This window comes from Mycoplasma sp. 13536, assembly GCF_055523495.1.
The window spans coordinates 326,972-349,809 of the sequence record NZ_JBVFVC010000001.1 but is presented as its reverse complement, the minus strand read 5'-3'; the positions used below and the strand labels follow the sequence as shown (position 1 = coordinate 349,809).

Genomic DNA, 22,838 nt, shown 5'->3' with positions numbered 1-22,838 from the left:
CAATATCAAGAAAGGGAAATATGAATTTTTGACATTATCGCAGAAATATAGCAGATTTTAGCAGTTCAAGGCCGTTATTTTTATCATTTTTTGTACTCAGTTTATTTGTAATCTTATTTTTATACATTTACCGCAAAAGGGTATATAACTATTTCAATCAAGAAGGCAAAAAATTTATTTTCAAAACACTATCACTTGAAAATTTATTTGTGGCAATTGGTATTTTTACCACAATATATAATTTAATTCGCTTAGGTTTTTTAATTGGAATCGATTATCCTTATAAATGAGAATTGTTCCCATTGCATTTATGTAGGTTTTTTAGTTTTACAATCCCTCTTTTATATATATTTAAAAAAGGTCCTAAAATTAATATGGTAAGTATTTTAGCTGTCTTTGGAGCGATATTTGGATTTTTATTTGCTGATTTAGGAGCAGATCCAGTTGCAACCCAAATTGACAGAGAATATAACAATCTTAAAGAAGGAACTAGAGAGTGAAATAATGCTGGTTTTAACTTAGGATATGACAACGTTCTATTTTGAGATTTTATTTTTGCTCACTCATTTGTTTTAATTATGCCAGTATTTACCCATATTGTATATGGTCCAAAAGCAAAAATAAAATTAAGAAATTTTGTACAAGGGTCAGCCTTGATGCTTGGTATGTTAGTTTTAGTATTAATTGGTAATATCGTGTTGTTCCAAGGAATTAAGAATTCTAATAATAGAGTTCAGATCCAATGGATATCTAATTGATTCTATTTAGGTGCTAAAGGAATTAACACTTTAGGTAAACTATCTAAATGACCATTTTCTCCAATCATCTTTGGGCTTGCTGGTGTATTAGTTAATATCCTTGGTTATATCTTTTATATGTTTATGTCAAGTATTGACTTTGAATTTAATAAATACTATTTGCCTAATAAAGTATCACGTAAAAGATTTAAGGATGTTTGAAATGAACTAAAAACTCCTTGAAAAGAAATTTTAAATTTTAGAATTAAGGAATAGGAAACAAGAATAATAAATATGCTGACAAAGAATATTCGAACATTTACGAATATTCTTTTTATATAATGAAAGAGTTTTATAACAAAAGTTAAGCTCAAAATGACCAAAGATTAATTTAAAAAATTAACATAAAAAAAATGAATGGATTAAATAATCCATTCATTTTTTATAGCCTTTAGGTTTAGTGTATTTAATTTGATTTTTATTTAAAATTAAAACCACTATATAAAGTGTAGTGGACTTATTGATAAGTAGCATGATCGTTTTGTTCAACTTATTATTGCAGATAAAAATTATATGAGAACTTACTTGTAAATTGAGTATTTATATCCCTTGGTTCTTTAGGTGTATTTAAAAGAGGATCAGGTATAAAGAGGAATGAAGTTGTTAAACAAGGATGCCCCTTTGTAAGATACGGTTAACTATATACAACTTATAACACTTTTTTAAAGAAACAAAATCAAACATCCACTATATATATAATTTTTCTACTTTTAAAATGCGAATTATGAGTTAATTAAAGAAGATAAAGATAACAATCGAATCTATAGGTTTGCAAGAAAAAAGTGTTGCAAACAATGGTATAAAAGTATTGACTTTATTTTAATTATAAGAAACATGCTATGAAACAAATTGCTATGTATTTGATCCCTCTAAAGATACAAGATTCTTTATTATAATAAACCCTCATAAGTTTTACCAATTTATTTAACTTATGAGGGTTTATTTAAGTTTTAGACATGATTTTATAATTTATAATTTTTATATAAGATAGTATTATTTATATACAAAATCCATATGCAAGCCATCAGGGCTAGTTGCATCGCTTTTATCAATAATTAAAAAGTATGTTTTAAATCAATTATCGCTACCTACTGCAGTATTAGAAGCATAAATAGCATCATTATGAAACATATAAAAATTATATTTATCATTATATGAAAATGAAATCTTTAATTTTTTTGTGTTTTTATCAAAAATAAAATCATTTATATTTAACTTCTTTTCTCTATTGTCAGACTTAGCAAAAATTTGAGAATTATAGTTATTTAAAATTAATAAATCTTGTTTATTAAAATCGATATTATCTAGAAGTTCATTAAATTCACTTGTAATTTGTGTTTTTTCAGAGTAGTAAGTAGGATTTTTAGTTTGTAATAATTTTATAAAATCTTCTTCGCTTTTAATTAAATATGTTGTTTTAGTAATATTTTTAGTAATTCATTTAGGTGTTGAATTTGGATAGTTGGAATAATCAATATAATTAAAATAACTATAAGCAATTCCAGTTGTATCATAATATTTGCTTTCTTGATGCTCTGGATATAAAACTTTATGTTGCTGATATTTTTGCTTATCTTCTTCAGTTACTCTATCTAAATCTACTCAAAAAAGAATTGGAGAATAACCTTCCTTAGTTCAAACTTTTTTATTAGTATTTCAATATGTATGTACTCCAATACGTGATAATCTGTTAATCTTTTCGTGCTCAATAAAATAAATGGATATGAGTGTTAATGGAATGGCAAGTAATCCAAAACCTAATAGACTATATTTTAAGATTCTTTTTTTGGTCTTCTGTAACATAAGTTATTGCCACTTCAACATTTTTGCGGGTTGTTTTATAAGTATAAGCTTCGAAAGTATATAACCCTGAATACGGAGCAACAAACTCAACAACTTCCACGTTTCTATCACCATTAATTCCAGAGACAAGAACATTACCGTCTTTCGTCTTTATCATAAAATCTATATCAGTAGAGTCATTTGAACCATTATATAAAAATGCTAATGTAGCGCGAACTTTTTCGCCGGCACTAAAGTATACTTTTCTTGAGTTTTGCCCAACATCAGGATTTTTATCTGTTTTCTTTAAAACTATTAAAGAGCGCATTGCTTCTTGAATTTTATCATATTGAGGAATACCATAACCAGTTTCTGGTGTATATATGCTTTGTATTTCCTTTGGTCTTCTTGAACCACTAATTAATGCAGATTTAAAAATTATCGAGTCAGAACCTAAATCAAAATGTCACTTATATTTTTGTTTCAACATACCAGCAATTGTACTAATTACTGGAGCAGAAAAACTAGTTCCTATATTTGTATAGCCTCCTGTTACCCAGTTTCCATTATTATCTTTATATTTATTTCTATCTGTAAAACGATAATAACCACCAGGAGCTACAACAGAAATAAAGTTTTTATTATTTCCAATTTGACTATATCCTGATTTTTTCTCAAGATTATAATTATCAGTAGCTCCTATGATTATGCTATTTTTTGATAGTTGAACACCATCAATTTCTTTTTTTCCTTTGTCAAAACCATTACCAGCGGAAAATATATTAATTAATTCAGGATTATTAAATATTAAATTATCCAAATAATTATATAAACCTCGATTTCAGGCAAGTCCTGTCGAATCTAATGACCAACTATTATTTACAATGTTAGTGTGTCCTAATAAGTAATTTAATTCACCCGTAATACCGGTCCAAAATAAATTTAATTCTACAGAAACAATACCTAGTGTTTGATTAATTCCCTTTTTTCCTGCTATCAATTCAGCAACCTGAGTAGCATGCCTAGATCAACTTTCATGATAAAACAGTTCATTACGCCAAGAAACACCGTTTCCATATTTTTTATTTCAAGTAAAAGCATCAGAATCTGTTTCGACAACTCCGCCAGATTCTAGTACACCAATATTTACTTTGCTATTAATATAATTATTAAAGTGTTCCTTACGAGTTTTTTTATCTAAACCTAAAAAAGAAAAAAGCCATTCATTATCATATTCATGCTCAAAATGAGAGTAATCTTGCCTAGGACTAACATATGCTTGTCCTTTGGTGATTTTTCCATTTTCTTTTTGTATCTTAAAATTATCATAATATGTATTTGTATTAAAAGAGTAAATATTAGTGTACTCAATATTATTATCTTCGAAAAAATTAAGTACCAGGTCATTTAATTTATTGTTATCGATGCTTTTTATATATGCAATTGATAAAACACCACTAAATTCATGATATAATATAGGAACATCTTTTCCTGTATTATGATTAATAAATTTAGTTATTTTATCCAATTGTGTTTGTGTTAAACGCGCAAAGATTTCAAGGCGATTAGCTCCCAAATTAATAGTTCTACCTTCATCAGATTCATCGGCCTGTGCTTTAACATATGCACTATTTAAATTTATATATTGAATTTTTTTATTATTATTTTCCGCTATTAACAGCTTGTTTGAACTTACACTCACTAGCGGTAAAATCGTTAGCACACTAGTAGCACCAAAAAATATATTTCTAACTTTTTTAAACATAAAACCTCTTTAAAACCTAGTTAGCATTAATAATTATTAGTATAAATTATTCAACTAACTAATATTCATTTTTTTCTTTTTTTTGATAGATCTTTTCACTCAAAAATAGTGAAGCAATACCTTACAGACTAAAAAAAAATTTTGTTATTTCCTTATATAAAAATTATAATACTATTTTAAAAATTTAAAAATTTTTTTGAGAACAGCTATTTTTTCCTGTCCAATGACAACTATATTAGGTCCATATATAAATCCCACCGAAAGTGAACTAATTTAATTAAAATATGGTATAAATTATTTATGAGAATCAAACATAACATAGATAAGTACAAAAACTTAACGAACTACGAACTAAAAAAACAGCAATCTCTCATATTAATTGCTGCTAATATTGAAAAATCTTTATCTCAACTTAGTTTAATTACAAAGCTCAGTGTATCAACTGTAAAAAGATATAAAAAAATAATAAAAAGTAATCAAGAAATTGACATCAGTCATAAAAATAAAAATCAACAAAGAAGTTGCAAAGTTACAGATTCAGAAATTAAATTAGTGTTTAAAGATTATTTAAAAACATGTGAAATTATTTTAAATAGCATTCTAACAAATAACCAACTTTCGTTTAAAAGTTATTATTATTCAGAATATGGTTCTTTTATAAGGCAAAAAATTTCTTACAAAACTTTGGTAAGAAGATTCAACCAATTAGGGTTATTTAATATAAATACAACCAAAAGAGGAAGAAAAATAGCAAAATTATCAAAGAAGAAAACTTCACAAGAGACAACATTGCTATTAAAAAAATATTATAAACAAATTAAACAAAATGAAAAACAAAGACAAGTTTTGGGTCTAAAGAAAAATTTAGAATTTGGTGAAATTGTTGAAATCGATGCTCAGCTTGAACCATATTTAAAAAATAATAAACCATTCTATCTTTATCACGCAATTGATGTTGCCACTGGAACATTATTAGCAGCATGATTTGAAGAACAAGAAACAACATTAGGATATCAAAGACTGTTAGAAATAGTATTTAAGAAATATGGATTTCCAAAGAAAATTTATACTGATAAAAGAAGAACTTTTTGGGGAAACGAAAACACACAAACAATTTTTGAAAAAGATTTAAATAAAAAAGGAATAGAAGTACTCAGTTCATCTAATCCCAAACATAAACCACACGTTGAGAGATCTTTTAGAACATCATTAGATCAATACCCATTATTAATTCATGAAAACGGATATAAAGATATTAATGATTTAAAGCAAAATAACGAAGTATTTCAAAATTATTACAACACGAGGAATAAAAAAATAATTTCTAAACATAATGTCTTTCAAAAAGAAGGAAAGAAAAACGGCAATTGAGCCGTTGATTTAGAGATTAATAGAAAAGTTTTAAATGGTGTTGTTAGATACCAAGGTAAAAACCTTGCAGCTTTCGATATGCATGACAAAAGGATTATATTTCCTTATAATTCTGATGTTGTGTTAGTACATTCTTCTGATGATAATTTGTATTTTAAATATAATGGAAAAAAATACTTTGCCAAAGAACCTAATGGAAAATATCTAAGCTTTACAGAAATGTGAGCTCTTGAGAAAGGTTTAGATTATTCTATCCCTGCCGTTGGAAAACTAGCATTTATCCATAAGAAAACAAACTCATTTTTTAAAACTCTTGAATTATACATCTCAAAGTTTAATAGTGTCTCTGTGAATGCACAAGGAAATAACCTTGAAGCCAATAAGATTATGGCTGAGTATTTAGAGATACTTCGAACATTACACAGAAGCATCAATGATGAAATAAAAATTGATGCATATTAATTATAATATTTTTTAATAAAAAAGAAAATAATAAAATAGAAAACACGGCCACGTGTTTTCTGGAAGTTTTGCTTACTTTTTCAAAAGTAAGGCCCCTTGATTGCAATCAAGGGCGGGGGGTTTAAAAATCTTTTTGCTGCATTTTGAAATTTTATAGTTAATTTAATAATATACATAATCATATCTTAATTTTTTAGACAGTAAAAACATCAAAAAATATATAAATTTTCCAATTTAGTTGCCAAAGAAGAAAAAAATTTTTTTGGTTTGTTTTTTCGTTATCTTTTTTTGCGACAAAGGGATCCATAATATAAATCAAAAAATAAAAAAATGATTAACCCCAGCAGTCTGGGCAAAAAATTAAAAAAGTAGTGCAAAAAAGTAGTTATTCTACAGCTACTCTAATTAATAATGAACCTGAACCAGCTGTTGGATCATAAATTCTTATAAGGTCACTATCATGGTTAATCTGACTTAGGTGATAAGAAATTATTTCTGACATTAAAATACCAGCTTCAAGCGGAGTATAAAATTCACCGGCTTTTTTACCAGCAGAAGACGCAAACATACCAATTAAATACTGATAAATAAATCCTAAAACATCGTAATCTTGTTTTTTAGTTGGTATTTCATCAATAATTCTAACAACTTTTTTGATGCTACTTTCATTTTTTATTTTTTGAATAGAAAGATAAAATTCATTAAAGATATTCTTGTACAAGAATGAATCTTTTTCATCTAAATTTTCAATCACAGAATTAAAATGGTTAATTGAATCTATTATGTAGTTTTTGTCAAATTTATTTCTATACTCTTTTTTATTTCATGTAGAAAATAAATACTCATAGGGTATAAAGTACTTTAGTTCATCAATTACATTCTCTACCAAATCTGGATGACTATTTTTGCTCAATTCTTCAATATATATAACTTCTTGATCTTTATATATTATTTCTTCACCCTTTTCATATAAACAATAATCGCCATTTTTATCTAATAATAATTCTTCTTGTTTAGATGATAAGAATTTATAAAAAATTAACCCAAGAATAATTTTGTCATATTCTGTTGCATCTAATTGTGATCTTAATTCACTTGCTGCAGCTCAAATTTTATTACTTAATTCTTGCTTACTTATTTTTTTAAATTCTTGATTTTTTTCAATATTTTCGTTCATATTACTCCTTTAAAACTAATCTATATTTAGATATTTTAATTATAAATTATTTAGCAATTAAAAGGAATTAAAATAGCTAAATTTCTCTTTAAATTAAGGAATTATTTTGCAGTTATTTTTCTATTTATATGACTTAAAATTGATATTGCAAATTTATTCTTAAATAAAATAAACAAAAATCATTCAAATAAATTATTGAATGATTTTTGTTTATTTATATAAATTTTTACTATTGTTCATCTTCTCATTCGAATTCGAATCCATAGATAGAAACAGTATCTCCTCTTTGAATATCCTGTCTAATTAATTCTTCTCATACACCAATTTTCTTAAGAATATTATTAAAACGTACTAAGTTATCGTAAGTATTAATAGGTATTTTGTGGTAAAGTTCTTCAACTTTTTTACCAGTAACTTCAAAATGACCTTTATATGGTGAATTAACTACATAATCAGGTTCAAATTCAATAACTTTAACTTCTTCTTCGTCATTTTCAATAGTAGCATATTGATTTTTTTCAATTAAGTTTCATAATTTAGCTTTAACTAAATCAAGGTTATCTCTAAAAATTGCAGATATTTCAACTACTTCAACATTTGGAAATGCTTTTTTGAACTTTTTAATATTATCTTTAAAAACATCCATGTCAGATTTATTAGCTATAACCAATTGAGGTTTATTTTCTAATTTAAGATTATAACTTCTTAACTCATTATTAATAACATTGAAATCTTCAATTGGATCTTTATCTTCAGAACCAAAATCAACAATGTGAGCTATTATTCTGCAACGTTCAATGTGCTTAAGGAATTGAATCCCTAATCCCTTACCTAAAGAAGCTCCTTTAATTAATCCTGGTAAGTCAGCAACTGTGAATGAATTATCATGGAATTGAACCATACCTAATTGAGGAACTAAAGTAGTGAACTCATAATCAGCTACTTTTGCATTAGCATTAGATATTGCATTAAGAAATGTTGATTTACCTGCTGAAGGTTTTCCTACAACCCCTACATCTGAAAGAATTTTAAGAACAATTTTGGCTTCATATTTTTCGCCTGGCATACCGTTTTCCGCAATTTTTGGAGCTGTGTTTTTGGTTGTCTTGAATTTATTATTTCCACGACCACCTTTACCTCCGCTTGCGATTAAATAAGGAACATCTGGTTCGATAATATCAGCAATTAACTTTTTACCATTGTAGACTAATGTACCAATCGGAACCTTAATGTAAGTGTCCTTAGCGTTGGCTCCATAAAGGTTTTTAGGTCCACCATTAACCCCATCTTCCGCGACGATATGTTTATTTTTATAGAAGCTTAATAGCGTATTTTTTCCTAAATCACCGACAAAATAGATGTGACCACCACGACCACCATCTCCACCATCTGGACCACCTTTATCAACGTGGGCTTCACGTCTAAAGGAAATCATACCATTTCCGCCTTTTCCCGCTTGTACTGATATAGTTATTTCGTCAATAAATCTTGCCATAATTCTCCTTATTTTACATATACTCTAAATATTACCATATTTTATATTCTTTTTAAATAATTATACAAGGTAAAAGAAACAAAATTTTAATAATCTATTTTAAATAATGCTGAAATATTATTTTAGTTATTTAAGACTAAAATATTCACTATTTTGGTCTTAAAATGCTTTTTTATTGTATTAATTATATTAATAACATAAAAATAAGTTATAATTAAATAACTATGTATAATCACAAAAAAGTTGAACAAAAATGACAAAAAATATGAGAAGAAACTAAAGCTTTTATCACTACAGACAAAAGTGATAAAAAATTTTATGCTTTAGATATGTTTCCTTATCCTTCTGCTTCTGGGTTGCATGTTGGTCATCCAGAAGGATATACTGCTACAGATATTGTTTCTAGATATAAACGTTTAAATGGTTATGATGTTTTACACCCAATTGGGTGAGATGCTTTTGGTTTACCAGCAGAGCAATATGCTTTAAAAACAGGTAACCACCCAGCACCATTTACGCAAGCAAATATAAAAACATTTAAAAAGCAACTTAAAAGTTTAGGAATGTCTTTTGATTGAGATAAAGAAGTAGATACAACTGATCCTAAATTTTATAAATGAACTCAATGGATTTTTAAAAAACTTTATGAACATGGTCTAGCAGAAATAAAAGAAATTGACGTTAATTGATGCGAAGGTTTAGGAACTGTATTAGCTAATGAAGAAGTTATTACTGATGAAAATGGTAATAGCGTTAGTGAAAGAGGTAATTTCCCTGTAATTAGAAAACCAATGAAGCAATGAGTTTTAAAAATTACAGCATATGCAGAAAAACTTTTAGAAGGACTAAATGAGGTAGAATTTTCTGAATCATTAAAAACACTTCAAGAAAATTGAATCGGTAAATCCGAAGGACATGTAGTTAAATTTGATTTAGAAAATTCAAATGAAACTCTAGATGTATTTACCACAAGAATTGATACTTTATTTGGTGTTTCATTCTTGGTTATAGCTCCTGAACATTCGTTATTAAATAATGTAAAAAATAATTATGAAATAAGCGAATTTTTAGAATATTCTAAAACTCTAAGTGATAGAGATCGTATTTCTAATAACAAAGATAAAATAGGTATATATACAGGAATAAATGCAATACATCCTATTACAAAAGAAATATTACCTATATGAACATCTAATTATGTTTTAAATACTTATGGAACAGGTGCTATTATGGCTGTTCCAGCAGAAGATGAGCGTGATAAAGATTTTGCCCTTAAATATAATTTAGAAATTAAGGAAATTATTTCTAAAGAAGACCAAGTATTGATTAATTCTAATCAATTTAATGGGTTAAGTATAAGAGAGGCTAAAAACGCAATTCATAATTTTCTAGCTAAAGAAAACAAATCAGAAATAGAAATATCATACAAAATAAGAGATTGAATTTTTTCAAGACAAAGATATTGAGGTGAACCATTTCCTGTATATTTTGATGAAGATAATAATATTTATATTGAAGAAAATATTGTTGAATTACCATATATGGAAAATATTAAGCCTTCAACTACTGCGAATCACCTTTAGCCAACAATAAAGAGTGACTTTACTTTGAAAAAGATGACAAAAGATTTAAAAGAGAAACAAATACAATGCCTCAGTGAGCAGGAAGTTCTTGATACTTTTTAGCTTATATAATGAAAAATGCTGATGGTTCATATCTTGACATGGATAGCAAAGAAGCATATGAAAGATTTAAAAAATGATTGCCTGTAGACTTGTACATAGGTGGTCAAGAACATGCGGTAGGACATTTAATTTATTCAAGATTTTGACATAAATTTTTATATGATATTAAAGTATTACCTGTGTCTGAACCATTTCTTAAAGTTGTTAACCAAGGTATGATTTTAGGACCTGATGGTAAGAAGATGTCTAAGAGTCGTGGTAATGTTATAAATCCTGATGAAATAGTAGAAGAATATGGAGCAGATACATTAAGAGTGTATGAAATGTTTATGGGTCCATTAACTGATACAAAAGAATGAAGCGTTGATTCAATTCGTGGAATCAGAAAATGATTAGACCGTGTTGAAGTTATAATAAGCAAATTTGCAAATGATTCTAGCTTAATAGATGAAAGTTATAAAGATAGTGAATTTAATTCTTTATGACAAAACACAATAAAAGAAGTAACAATAGCAATAGATACACTTAAATTTAATATTGCTATAAGTAAATTAATGGTATTTATCAACGGTTTATACAAGGTAGAAAAACTACAATCTATTAAACCTTTAATTGATTTTTCTATTATGCTCTCTACATTTGCTCCACACCTTGCAGAAGAATTGTTAGAGCAATTAAATCAAAAACAAATCAAAGAGCAAAAATGACCTATTGTTGACGACAAATTAATTCAAAATTCTACTGTTAAAATAGTAGTTCAAGTTAATGGTAAAGTTCGTGCTGTAATTGAAAAAGATGGTGATTTAAGTGAAGAAGAAATTTTTTCTTTAGCACTTGAACAGCCAAATGTTCAAAAATTTATAGATGGACAAGAGATTAAACGTAAGCAATATGTTAAAGATAAAATAGTAATCTTTAATGTGTAAGAATATTTGAAAAAATGATTAATATTAAAAAATGGAGATTTTATGAGTGAATTAGATTATGAAAAAATAGTGAGTCACAAATTGTTAAACTAAAATATATTAATGTTTTAGATTTTTATGCAGATATGACTCCTATGAGAGATGGTAGTTTTGTATTAGAAACAAAAGGTATTAAGTTACTAAAACAATATATGTTTAAAGATAATTATGGGCTTTTTGTGGCTAATAAGCCACTAATTGGTATCAAAGGAAAAGAAGTTTTTATATCTGAGCCTATTGGGGATAATTCTAAAAAAAGACAATTTATTGAAAAATGAATTAAGGAAGTAAAGTCTAAAAATAACCTAGAAGGTGAATTTAGTATTCAAGATTTTGAAAAAACCGTGAATAAAGGTGAAATTTTAGTTAAATGTATTTAATTTTATGTTGATATGATTTTACTCATCATAAATTACTTAATTCCTGTTGAATAGATGTAATTTTGAGCAAAAATAAATGGAGGAAAATGAATAATTTAGAAAAAGAATACGAAGATTTTTTTGATTTATATAAATTTATAGAAAAAAACAAAAATAACCAACAATCTGAAAAGTGATTACCCCTTTTAAATAAGAAAAATAGGGATTTTATTAATGCTGTTTTATATGTTGATTCAAACTATAATCTAGACCCTTTAGCTAAAGAGCCTGACAAAAAATTTATGTTTAAATTAAACTCGATCATAAGCGGCGAGAAAGAAGAGCTAGAAGGTTATGCTGGTTCATCATCACACTGATTTGAAAGGGTTATGAAAACTGATAAAAATTCCGAAGATGAATACAAAAAAGCAATCTTGGGATCTATAATTTCTATTGATAGAAGCAATTCAACTCATTTGGAAGCAATTAAAGGAACAAGGTTAGAAATTCTTAATAGAATAATTGAAATTGCGCCAAATAAAGAACAATTAGAAAAAGAATTAAAAAATGATGATCTAAACGAAAATCATATATTGTTTAAAATAACAGATGCAATAATTGATAATAATAATGAAAAAAACAGGTTTAACTTATCTTTTGCTTCTAAATTTTGCGCATATGCTTCGAAAATAATTCTAGGAGAAGTTAAATACCCTAAATATGACAGTGTAGTTTCTGATAATCTTTTTTATTTTTACAATAAATATGTGGACGAGAATTCTAATAAGAATAAAAATACTTATAAAATTAATCATGACATTAGAAAAATAGATGAATATATCAATAAATATCTTTTATATACGAATGATATAAAAAAGATAGTGGAAAAAGTAAAAATGAATAATGAATTTAGTGATTTTAATATTGAAGATTTAGATCACATTATTTGATACTTTTTAAAAGGCCAAAGATAAAAATGTCTTAAAGTTTAAGCTTTTTTGCTTAAAAATTACAAAAAAACACCCATAATTTGTATGAAAATACATTTATTATGAGTGTTTTTATTATTTACAATTTTTAATCCTAAAATACTTAAAAATCTTAAATTAACCGTTTTCAATTATTATTCAAACTTTATATTTAGTCTTTACTTGTTTCAAAGTACATTGCTGCTACAACAAGTTTCAACTTACTTACACTATTTAACTTTAATAGCTCAGCTGTTCTTTCTTCTTCAATTGATATAATGTTATTGTTGTGGATCTTATAAAATTGGTATCCGTTTAAAACTCCAACAAATTCATCTCCATATGCATTTTTTAATTCTCACATTTCGTTTAAATTATCTAATCTTACCAATCTCATTTATTTTTTCCTTTAATTACTTTAATAATATTATTTCTCTTTGTAAGCATCTGCTATTCATTTAAATACATCAGGGTCATTCTTGATTTCTTTAGACACATATTGTGAATGTCTTAAAAAATAAATATCTCGCATAGATTTTTTAACTATTTCTTTGTCTCCTTTTAATCTATCTGATGAGTTCATTATTTCAGAAGGTGATAATGAAACAGCAAGTAATACAACTTCTTTATCATCTTTTAATTTATCAGACAGGAATTGTAAAGAACCAGGTCTTTTACTGATTGCTAATAATGCTAATTCTTTATCGTTTTTCAGTCTATCTGAAGCATATCTTATTGAATATGGGTCTTTTTGTATTGCTTGTAAAACAAAATCTTTTTTATCTTTTAATCAACTTGATACATATTTTAAATTATCACCTTTTTTCTTAATAGCTATTGATGCAAAATAAAAATCATTTTTAAGTCGATCCGAAGCATATTTAAAGTTGTTTGGTAGTCTTTTAACTGCTAACTCCATTACTTGAGAATCATCCTTAAATTTATCAAATATATCAACCAATATGTTCGGATTTTTTTCTATGGCATCCATTACAAATTTTTTATTATTTTTAAAATCATAACTTAACATTCCAAATAAATATCCGTGATCTATTATTTTGTTTAAAACGATATTATAATGATCTTCATTATTAATATCAAAATCAAATAAATCAAAAAAACTTCACGCACCTAAAACTTGCTTAATAAATTTAGTGTCATTTAATATTTTCTTATCAACATGTTTTTTTAAAATAAGTGCAATAAAATCATTTTTTGAATCGTATCATATTTTTTTCAAAAATTTAATTATAAAATTAGGACTCTTTAAATGAGTATTTTCTAATAAATTTCATGCAGATTCAACTTTTTCATAATTCAATATAAATTCTTCTGTTGAAATTATTGAAACTATTGCATCTATTTCATTAGATTCTTTTTTTAGTTCTTCAATTTTTTGTTTTTTAATTATGTTATTTTTAATACAAATACTTGCTAATTCATCAAATATTTTTATCATTTTTTCTCCTTTTTTAATAATTAATAGTAACTAAAAAAAGAAAGAAAAAACTTCCTATAGTTATGATAGGAAGTTAATTATTTTTATGAAAATTAAACCTTCACCATCATACAAGCTTTAGCACTTTGCCTTTGTTAGGTAAGTTGCTGAAGGTTCATAGAGCTTGTCTCTCCCCTTCTCTTTATAGTTACTGTAGTATTATAAAAGATTTATCAATTAATCCAAACTAGAAAATTTAATTTTGATTTAACAAACATTATGGTTTTGGATTTTTATTTATTAACTGCTATATATTATTTTATTAATTAAAATAAAATGTAAAAAAGTTAAACAAGAATTACTAGGAATAAAACTAAAAGCAAAATAGTTAATATTATTGATGAAGTTACTCCTGCAATAATGACTCACATCATAATTTTTTTATTTTTAATTAAAATTTGTTCAGTTACTAATTTGACATATATATCTGTTTTATCTTGGTGCTTTTTACGGACCAGGCATAAAAAGGGGTGTATAGCTAAACACTATACTCTCTACAAAAATTATAACACAACCATAATTTTTTTATAACTGTAAAAATTTACAAAAATTAATCAAAAAAAGCAGTGTATACACTTTTAAGCTTTTTTTGATTAATCAAGTTTAATACAAAGTATTAAACTACGCGTGCGTGTACACGCACACTTTAAAGTGTCAAAAAACACCGCATGAATTTCTAACGAAAACGCTTTTTTTGATTTCTTTACCATATACTATGTATATGGTATTTTATTATTTTGTCCGTATGCATTTTTCACTACACTTTATAAAAACTGTATTGAAAATAGTATACACTTTTACATACACACAAAATCTTATATATATTACATAGTAATATATATAAAAAGTTCTAAAAATAGCATACTTTATTGTATGTATTTTGTATACACTAATAAAAATCAAAATTAAAATTCTTATTTTTTAGCCTGATAAAATTTTTACAATTAGTTCAACTAAATAAGCTAAATCTTTTAAAAATAGGGGTTTTTATAAAGTGATTTATGTAAGTTTCTGCTCTTCCGCCATTATAATTTTTTCTCAAAAAAGTATTAAAAATGTACTCTTCATTTTCAGAAAAAGTCTTTAAAAATCCTCTTAATTCTTTTATTTTATTAATAAAAATTTTGTGAATTTTTAGATAGTTTATTAAGCTTTTCAATACTCTTTTAAACTCTTGAAAATTCATTTTTTCCGAAAAATTATTCATTATTTTATATAAATTTTCAACTTGAAAATGCTTTGAAAATTCACTATTTTTCTTATTTTTTGTTTTATTAAAACCAAAAATATTAAATAAATTTCTTTTAAAATGATATAAATCATAATACCTTTTTACCCCTAATTTTTTTGAAATAGTACTAATAAATCTTGCTCCATCACCACTAATTATTACTTTATTTTTATCAAAATATTTACCAAAAAACTCCCTTATTTTATTTGTGATAAAATCTAAATTTTTATATTTTTCCTTAAAAACTAAACTATGTTTATTGTTATTTTTATCTACTAAAAAAATATTTCTTATACATCTTTTTACTTTTTTATGACCTAAATTTTCTTTAAAATAAGTATCATCAATATGAATTTCAATCCTGTTTTTTATGTCTAATTTATTAAAATTATTATTAAATTCATAAGATAAATTACCCATTTTTAAATGATAATCTAACACATATTTTGGTATCAATTTTTGATTATTTTTCTTCCTTCTAGTTCAAATTTGTTTATTAAATTGATTATAAATATCTTTGTAATAATACTTATTTTTACCGATTCTTTTTGTTTCTTCGTTATGATAATAAGTAAAACTTTTACCGGTACTTTTATCAATATATACTCCTAATTTATATTCAAAAACTTCACCATTTATTATTATTTTTCTCCTCTTTATTTTCTTTACTTTTCAGTTATTAAATTCACTTTTTTCTAATCTAATTTTTGATCTAAAAATATACTCTTCATCATTTCAATTTTTAATCATTTTTTGATTATCTATTTCAACTCAATTTTTAAATTTGCTCATATAAAAATTTTATAAAAAATAGCACTCTTTAGTGCTAAGTTCTACCTTGTAAAGGATTTCACTTTTTCTTGCTGATACTCCAAAATATCTTCATATCATTCTTCGAAAACTTTTTTAAATTTTTCTATTTTATTTACATTCTTAGAATTTCTAATAGATAAAATTTCATGAGCTAAATCTTCATCTTTCTTTTCTTTAAAAACCCATTTTTCTTTTAAAGCTGAATCTAATTTTTCTTTTGTGCTATAAATATTTTTAGCTTCTAATTCGTTTTTAGCTTCTGATTGAATCACTTCTATAAAGCTAATATTTAAATCATTTTTTATATTTTCATTAACTTTATTTACTATTTTTTCAATATCTTCTTGAGCAAAGCTATTTGATGATAAATATATAGTTTTATTTTTATTAAAATTATTAAAATCTTTCTCGCTAATTTTAAAAATTGAAGTTGTATCAATAAATTTTTGAACTTGATTATTATCTTTATTCATCGTAACTAAAATATGATTATCATTCAACTCTCATGCTTGACCCCAATAATCCAATTTATCACGCATTGATAAATAATATTTTTCATCATCTGAATCACATAAAATTAAAGCTTCATGTTCCATTTTTTCTTCAAACTCATTAAATATAATAGAATTTTCTTTCAATTCCTCTCTTAAGTAATATACATAATACTTAAATTCCTCCCTTACAGCATTTTTTATATTTTTAACTTCATCTTTAAAATCTTCATCAGTATTCCTATTTTGAATAACGTCATCTATAAATTCTTTATATTTTTTAGATTCTGATGGAGATAATGTCATTTTTTGAAAATCATAATCTAATAGTTTTTTTTCTGAATATATCATATAAGACTTAAATACTTTATCCTCATCTTTAAAAACTAAACTAACAGAAACTTTAGGAGGTTCTTGAGATAAATTTTCATATAATCCATTATAAATTTTTGTTATATCCGCGTGACTTAGATCATCACTGTCTAAATAAATTACATCATTTTTATTAAAGACTTTTTCAAAATCATCTTTACTGATTTTAAATATTTGTGTTAAATCTACATAGCTATCTTTGCTTGGTAAACCTTTTTTTCGTTTTGTAATTAATATTTCATCATTAATTGGTTTTTTTAATCTTCCTTTTTGATCATAAACACTTCTTGATTTTACATAGTATAAATTATCAAAATAATCACTAAAAACTATCACTGGATGATATTTTATTTCTTTTTCAAACCTATCAAAAATAATTGATTTTTCAGTTTTAATCATTTTTCTTTTTAAGTCATCTCTATCTCAAATCATATCACTCCTTAATTATAAATTTTATTTATAATTAAATTATAAAGTTTTTGTAGAATATTAAAAGAAATTAATTATGTTTTTTATGCAATTGCTTTATAATTTTAGTGTAACATCTTGCGTGCGTATTATGCGTACATGTATGTGTGCTCCGGCACACGCACACACAAAGATACTTGTGCGATCCTTTTATTGAAAATGGGATCTTTATGAAGAAAGGTTTTATATTTTATGGATTTTTTTGATTTTTGTTCTGGAATTGGTGCTGGTAGAATTGGGCTAGAAAATAATGGGTTAAATTGTGTTGGGCATGCTGAAATTGACAAAAAAGCTTCGAAGACATATGAAATTCTTTTTAACGATCAAAAAAATTATGGTGATATAATGAAAATTGATATCAACACCCTCCCTATTTTCGACTTTATGATTGCTGGTTTTCCTTGCCAAACTTTTTCGATTGCTGGTAAAAGAGAAGGATTTGAAGATGAAAGAGGAAAAATAATTTTTACATTAGTTGAAATATTGAGTAAAAGGAGAGTAAAATATTTTATACTTGAGAATGTAAAAGGATTGCTTAGCATCGATAAAGGCCAAACTTTTGAAACCATAAAGAAAATGTTATCTGACGCAGGATATAAAATTTATTATAAGGTATTAAATAGTATAAATTTTGGTGTTCCTCAATCTAGAGAAAGAGTATACATTGTTGGTTTTAGAAACGATTTAAATATTGATGATTTTGTTTTTCCAAAAGAAAATGATTATTTTTATGATATAGATAAATTTATTGATAAAAATAATAAAGAAGAGTTAGAAATTACAAATAAGACTTTTTTAAAATATTTATCAAACAAATATAATCAAAACAAAGATAACATTATAGATTTAATAAAAATGGAGAATTATATTTTGGATTATAGACAATCTGATTTACGTAAGTATCATAACTTTTTCCCTACACTTAGGAAAGGGAGACACGGGTTGCTTTATGTTAAAAATGGTAAGATAAAAAAATTAAATGGGTTTGAAGCATTAGCACTGCAGGGATTTCCTAAAGATAAAATAAAGATATTGAAAAATAACGATTGAGTAAAGAATAACGATTTACTTTCTCAAGCGGGTAATGCAATGACGGTTAATGTTATCGAAATGATAGCTAAAAAAATGTTAGAAAAAATCAAGGAGTAATATGGATAAAAAAATATTAGGATCTAAAATTGCTAAAAACGGTTTTAAAAATGAAGATCATATAGCAGAAAAATTCAATCTCTGAGAGCAAGATGAAGAAGCAAAAGAATGACTCATTATAATGGGATACGATTTAAATGCGATTGAATACGTCAAGGCAAAAGTATTGAAGGGGGGATTCAAAACAGATGTTAATGTTCGAATACAAATTAAATTAAAAGATGTATTTGATATCCAAAATATACAAGTAAAACTAGTAAGTCAAAAACAAGGATATAATCAAGTTGACAAAAGATGATTAAAAAAATACAAAGAAATGTGAAGTATGCCAGAGATTGTTTTTAATTATCTTCAATATTTTACTGGAGAAAAAGAACCTTATAAAAAATGGACAAGAAATGATCAAAGAATGTTTATTTCTGAATTTGAAGATGATAAAATAGAAAAAATAATCGATTGATTTGATAAAAATAAATTAATTATTATAACTGATATCATAAAAGGAAGGGGGGAATTTCATGCTGAATGAGTTTTGGTTGCCCAAAAACTAAATCAAAATAGTCGCTGAATTTTGAAAAATGTAAATGAAGTAATTGACTTTTACTTCAATAAAGGACTAGTGAAAATTTCAAAAGAAGGTTCAATTAATATAGGAAGGGTTACTATCCAAAGAAAAGGTGGTGACAACGGCAGAAAAACTGCTTCCCAGTTACAATTTAAATTAAACCCAGCTGAATTGTTTGAACTTGATGAATAAATTATTTATTAAAATGGTAGCATAGATAATTTTGTGTAAATTCTCTTTTGCTAACAAAAAATGTTAAAGACTAAAAAAACAAACACACTCTATAAATCAAGATCATAGAGTGTGTTTGTTTTTTAAATTGGTCTTGCAAGTTTTTCTTTAACTAATTGCCTTAAAGTTTTGTTTGTTTCTTTTTCCACTTGTTTAGTTATAAACATATCTGTTATTTTTTGCTCCATAAAAAAAACATAATTTTTTAAAAAATTATCAGCATGATCATTTGAGGAAATTGATTGAAAATCTTCAAAAGTTGATCAATTGGAAATAGTTTGTATAAACGATCAAATGATAGCAAAGTCATCAAAAAATGTATCCATAACATAGTGGAAAATTGAATCTTTATTTAATAAGAAATCACCCATTTCTTTTACCAGTTCAAAATGATCTTCATTTAAATCAAAAAATTCTTTTCTAATATTTTTTATTTTAGTTATTTCATTCTGATCATGTTTTAAATCTTGATTTATTAAAGAAAGTAATTTCCCAACGATACTAACAATATTATCTGAAATTTGAATACCAATAACTTGTTTCGAATCATTTTCTGGAAAAATATTTTTTATATTCGAATTTTTAAAAATATTTTTATTTATTCCATTATCTAAATATAAATCATATTCGTAAATCTCCCCTTTATAAGTTTTTTCAGTAATTCGCAAATCTAATGCTCAATCAAATAGTGATGAATTTAAATTAAATTCAATATCTTTCTGTTTAATTTGCGGTTTAAATGATTTAAGAGCATACTCCATTTGTTTAGTTAGTTGTGACAATGTTTCGTTCTGACCCATAGTTCTTGCGTTGCGTAAGTTTCTTTCAATAAAAGCATTTATGTCATATATTAATGCCTTTATGATTTCTTCCGCGTCTTTCGTCTTATCTACAAGAATTTTTCAAAACTCTTCTGAAGCATCATTGTTTATAAATTTGGTTACTGAATACTTAAACAAATATGCAGGCAAAATATCTTTCTCATCACAATAATAAATGAAATCACTAATTCTTTCCGATACTATAGATGATACCTTACTCACCATAAACAATATATTCTCAATTTTATTTTTATTAAGTAATTTAAATAACTTTATGTAAAAATTTAGATTTGAGTTTTTTAAAGAAGCTATACCATTACGAAAATTCTTGCCCTTTAGTATATTTTGCCCTTTTAGTTCACTTTTATTTTTAAGCTGGTGATTTTGTTTTAAAAAATCATCAACAATCTTTAAATATTCTTTCTCAATATTTTTTACTTTATCTTCTGGTATCATTAGAATGTTTCCTACGTAAGAAGTCATTCTGTCATCAGCGTATTTAATTTTGTTTTTATATGAAAAAGGAACGCTAATGTTAAGTCTTTCTTGAGTGCCTTTTTCATCCATATATAAATTAATTTTTTTCATAAATTCCTTTCTTAAATTTTTTAACCCTTTGTTTATTCATAAACTTAGGAAGTTTTACACCTAATTTTCAACCTCATTTTTTAGCTAAAATTTTAGCTACAAAAATTAATAAAATTAAAGATGCTACAATCCCTAAACCTAAAAAGCTATATCCCACTATTCTTTTTGTTTGTCTAGCTTTTTCTTCATCAGTCTTGTTTGTTACGGGTTTATTACTTTTATTATTTTCTATGTCTTTTTCGATTGTTTTCTCTATATCTTTTTCGTTAATTTTTAGATCATCATTAATATTAATTATTGTTTCTGGTTTTTTATCAATTGGTAATCCTGATTCATTAAACTCATTATTTTTTGCTTTTGAATAGTAATTAGCTATACCACCATAACCATAATTAAATGATTTTTCTTTGATTGGTAAAATTATAAAACTCTTATAAAAAACTACGTTTTCTAAAAGTTTATCATTTAAACTTTCTAAAATAGTTTCTTTATGTTTGTTTAACTTATTTATTTCTTCTATTTTAGTTGGCGTAAATGGTATTAATAAAGATTTCTCATTATCAATAAATTTATTATTTTCTATTCATTCTTTCGCTTCTTTTATTTTTAATTTGAGCGACTCACTTTTAAATTCTGTATTTTCAAAATCAATTAATAAATCTAATCAATAAATAAAGCTATTATTTCCAAATATTAAGTAATCTTGATATTCTCTTAAGTTAATTTCGTTCGCTGTTTCATTAATAAATTTAATTGATTTTTCTTTAACATCAAAAAGCCTATCTTCATTTAAAGATTTTTGTTTACTTAGTAATAAGCTTGTTAAATCATTTAAATTAACAATATCATTCTTTCCGACATTTCTGAATACAATCTCTTTGTTACCTAAAATATTGGCATTTTTACCAATTAAATTTAAATAAACGTCGCTATTATTGTTCTTTAATTTAGCTATTACAGTATCTAAATTACTTATTTCTATATCTTTATTTAAATGGATTTTTATCGAAGATTTAACATTATATTCTTTTAAATAATCTACTATTACTTTAATAATAGCTTCTTTTATTTTAGTTTCATAAACTCTGTCTACTAATTCTTCATCAACTCCGGCATCAATTTCAAGTTCTTTTCTAACTTCTTTTTTAGCCACATTGATAACGTTATTAAAATTAAGTCCATTAAATATGTCTTTAATATCTATTGGTGGGTAAATAATTTGATTTGCGTGATTATCATACTCAAATCTTGAACTAGAATTTCTATATTTTCCTATCCCTCTAATATTAATATTTTTTGTTAAATAGTCTTCTTGACCTTCTTGCTCAATTTCGACCATTCCGGCCTCTTCTATAAATAATTCAGTACTTCTTGAACTTGTAAATTCTTCTATATAATAATCTTTATCATAAATAAGAGGTTTCATTTTATTTGAATTAGTATATTTATCAATTTCTTTAATAACAAAGGATTTCACTTTTTCTATAATTAAATCTTTTTGTTCTTTAACTAAACCATTTAATGATAGCTTTTTTCAATTACTTGTATTTCCAAAAATATTATGGCTCAAAGCTTCATTATAATCTTTTATAGCATATAAATTACTATTAATAAATTCTAAATAATATTTCCTAATATCATTGTCCAATGACAACTATTTAGGTCCATATATAAATCCCAGCGAAAGTGAACTAATTTAATTAAAATATGGTATAAATTATTTATGAGAATCAAACATAACATAGATAAGTACAAAAACTTAACGAACTACGAACTAAAAAAACA

18 protein-coding genes and 1 riboswitch are annotated in these 22,838 nt (G+C 25.2%); of the genes, 8 read left to right on the top strand and 10 right to left on the bottom strand.

The window, feature by feature from the left end; all coding sequences use genetic code 4:
• Positions 1 to 20: 20 nt before the first annotated feature.
• Positions 21 to 1,013 carry a TMEM164 family acyltransferase gene (locus tag AC0B4N_RS01370; protein WP_465102117.1) on the top strand — a complete coding sequence of 331 codons (993 nt, stop codon included), beginning with the start codon at positions 21 to 23 and terminating at the stop codon, positions 1,011 to 1,013.
• A gap of 777 nt (positions 1,014 to 1,790) precedes the next feature.
• On the opposite strand, the gene AC0B4N_RS01365 is transcribed toward AC0B4N_RS01370, so the two are convergent.
• Together AC0B4N_RS01365 and AC0B4N_RS01360 are read right to left on the bottom strand one after the other, a co-directional pair.
• Positions 1,791 to 2,600 carry a hypothetical protein gene (locus AC0B4N_RS01365; protein WP_465102116.1) on the bottom strand — a complete coding sequence of 270 codons (810 nt, stop codon included), beginning with the start codon at positions 2,598 to 2,600 and terminating at the stop codon, positions 1,791 to 1,793.
• On the bottom strand, positions 2,563 to 4,344 hold the full coding sequence (locus tag AC0B4N_RS01360) for a S8 family serine peptidase (RefSeq protein ID WP_465102115.1): 1,782 nt from the start codon (positions 4,342 to 4,344) through the stop codon (positions 2,563 to 2,565). Before AC0B4N_RS01360 ends, AC0B4N_RS01365 begins: the two co-directional genes overlap by 38 nt.
• Before the next feature lie 300 nt (positions 4,345 to 4,644).
• Here AC0B4N_RS01360 and AC0B4N_RS01355 point away from each other — a divergent pair, with 300 nt between their 5' ends.
• Positions 4,645 to 6,177, top strand: coding sequence for a transposase family protein (locus AC0B4N_RS01355; RefSeq protein WP_465102114.1), 1,533 nt, complete (start codon positions 4,645 to 4,647; stop codon positions 6,175 to 6,177).
• A gap of 385 nt (positions 6,178 to 6,562) precedes the next feature.
• Here the strand turns inward: AC0B4N_RS01355 and AC0B4N_RS01350 are convergent, their stop codons facing one another.
• Positions 6,563 to 7,354 (bottom strand): type I restriction-modification system subunit M N-terminal domain-containing protein, encoded by a 792-nt coding sequence (locus AC0B4N_RS01350; protein WP_465102113.1) that lies wholly within the window; start codon positions 7,352 to 7,354, stop codon positions 6,563 to 6,565.
• A gap of 229 nt (positions 7,355 to 7,583) precedes the next feature.
• Positions 7,584 to 8,849, bottom strand: coding sequence for a GTPase ObgE (gene obgE, locus AC0B4N_RS01345; protein WP_046642903.1), 1,266 nt, complete (start codon positions 8,847 to 8,849; stop codon positions 7,584 to 7,586).
• Positions 8,850 to 9,073: 224 nt separating this feature from the next.
• Here obgE and leuS point away from each other — a divergent pair, with 224 nt between their 5' ends.
• From leuS to AC0B4N_RS01325, 4 genes are all read left to right on the top strand, one after another.
• Complete coding sequence (leuS, locus tag AC0B4N_RS01340) at positions 9,074 to 10,432, top strand: leucine--tRNA ligase (protein WP_465102112.1); 1,359 nt, start codon at positions 9,074 to 9,076, stop codon at positions 10,430 to 10,432.
• A gap of 65 nt (positions 10,433 to 10,497) precedes the next feature.
• A complete protein-coding gene (locus tag AC0B4N_RS01335; RefSeq protein WP_465102111.1) occupies positions 10,498 to 11,460 on the top strand; it encodes a class I tRNA ligase family protein in 963 nt (320 codons plus the stop codon).
• A 14-nt stretch (positions 11,461 to 11,474) separates the two neighbouring features.
• Positions 11,475 to 11,879 carry a hypothetical protein gene (locus AC0B4N_RS01330; RefSeq protein ID WP_465102110.1) on the top strand — a complete coding sequence of 135 codons (405 nt, stop codon included), beginning with the start codon at positions 11,475 to 11,477 and terminating at the stop codon, positions 11,877 to 11,879.
• Positions 11,880 to 11,965: 86 nt separating this feature from the next.
• On the top strand, positions 11,966 to 12,832 hold the full coding sequence (locus AC0B4N_RS01325; RefSeq protein WP_465102109.1) for a hypothetical protein: 867 nt from the start codon (positions 11,966 to 11,968) through the stop codon (positions 12,830 to 12,832).
• A 166-nt stretch (positions 12,833 to 12,998) separates the two neighbouring features.
• Here AC0B4N_RS01325 and AC0B4N_RS01320 read toward each other — a convergent pair whose 3' ends face one another.
• From AC0B4N_RS01320 to AC0B4N_RS01305, 4 genes are all read right to left on the bottom strand, one after another.
• A complete protein-coding gene (locus tag AC0B4N_RS01320) occupies positions 12,999 to 13,223 on the bottom strand; it encodes a hypothetical protein (protein ID WP_046642908.1) in 225 nt (74 codons plus the stop codon).
• A 30-nt stretch (positions 13,224 to 13,253) separates the two neighbouring features.
• On the bottom strand, positions 13,254 to 14,285 hold the full coding sequence (locus tag AC0B4N_RS01315) for a DUF4116 domain-containing protein (protein ID WP_465102108.1): 1,032 nt from the start codon (positions 14,283 to 14,285) through the stop codon (positions 13,254 to 13,256).
• A 74-nt stretch (positions 14,286 to 14,359) separates the two neighbouring features.
• Positions 14,360 to 14,475: riboswitch (SAM riboswitch) on the bottom strand.
• A gap of 738 nt (positions 14,476 to 15,213) precedes the next feature.
• Positions 15,214 to 16,347 carry an Mbov_0401 family ICE element transposase-like protein gene (locus AC0B4N_RS01310; protein WP_465102107.1) on the bottom strand — a complete coding sequence of 378 codons (1,134 nt, stop codon included), beginning with the start codon at positions 16,345 to 16,347 and terminating at the stop codon, positions 15,214 to 15,216.
• Positions 16,348 to 16,388: 41 nt separating this feature from the next.
• Positions 16,389 to 17,663: an Mbov_0400 family ICE element protein gene (locus AC0B4N_RS01305; RefSeq protein WP_465102106.1), complete on the bottom strand. Its 1,275-nt coding sequence runs from the start codon at positions 17,661 to 17,663 to the stop codon at positions 16,389 to 16,391.
• A gap of 228 nt (positions 17,664 to 17,891) precedes the next feature.
• Between AC0B4N_RS01305 and dcm the strand changes: the two genes are divergently transcribed.
• Both dcm and AC0B4N_RS01295 read left to right on the top strand, forming a co-directional pair.
• A complete protein-coding gene (dcm, locus tag AC0B4N_RS01300; protein ID WP_465101272.1) occupies positions 17,892 to 18,848 on the top strand; it encodes a DNA (cytosine-5-)-methyltransferase in 957 nt (318 codons plus the stop codon).
• 1 nt (position 18,849) lies between these two features.
• Positions 18,850 to 19,605 carry a PDDEXK family nuclease gene (locus AC0B4N_RS01295; protein WP_465101271.1) on the top strand — a complete coding sequence of 252 codons (756 nt, stop codon included), beginning with the start codon at positions 18,850 to 18,852 and terminating at the stop codon, positions 19,603 to 19,605.
• A 122-nt stretch (positions 19,606 to 19,727) separates the two neighbouring features.
• Here the strand turns inward: AC0B4N_RS01295 and AC0B4N_RS01290 are convergent, their stop codons facing one another.
• Positions 19,728 to 21,053 carry a hypothetical protein gene (locus tag AC0B4N_RS01290; protein ID WP_465101270.1) on the bottom strand — a complete coding sequence of 442 codons (1,326 nt, stop codon included), beginning with the start codon at positions 21,051 to 21,053 and terminating at the stop codon, positions 19,728 to 19,730.
• On the bottom strand, positions 21,040 to 22,701 hold the full coding sequence (locus AC0B4N_RS01285; protein ID WP_465102105.1) for a hypothetical protein: 1,662 nt from the start codon (positions 22,699 to 22,701) through the stop codon (positions 21,040 to 21,042). The genes AC0B4N_RS01290 and AC0B4N_RS01285 overlap by 14 nt, the downstream gene beginning before the upstream one ends.
• Positions 22,702 to 22,838 lie beyond the last annotated feature (137 nt).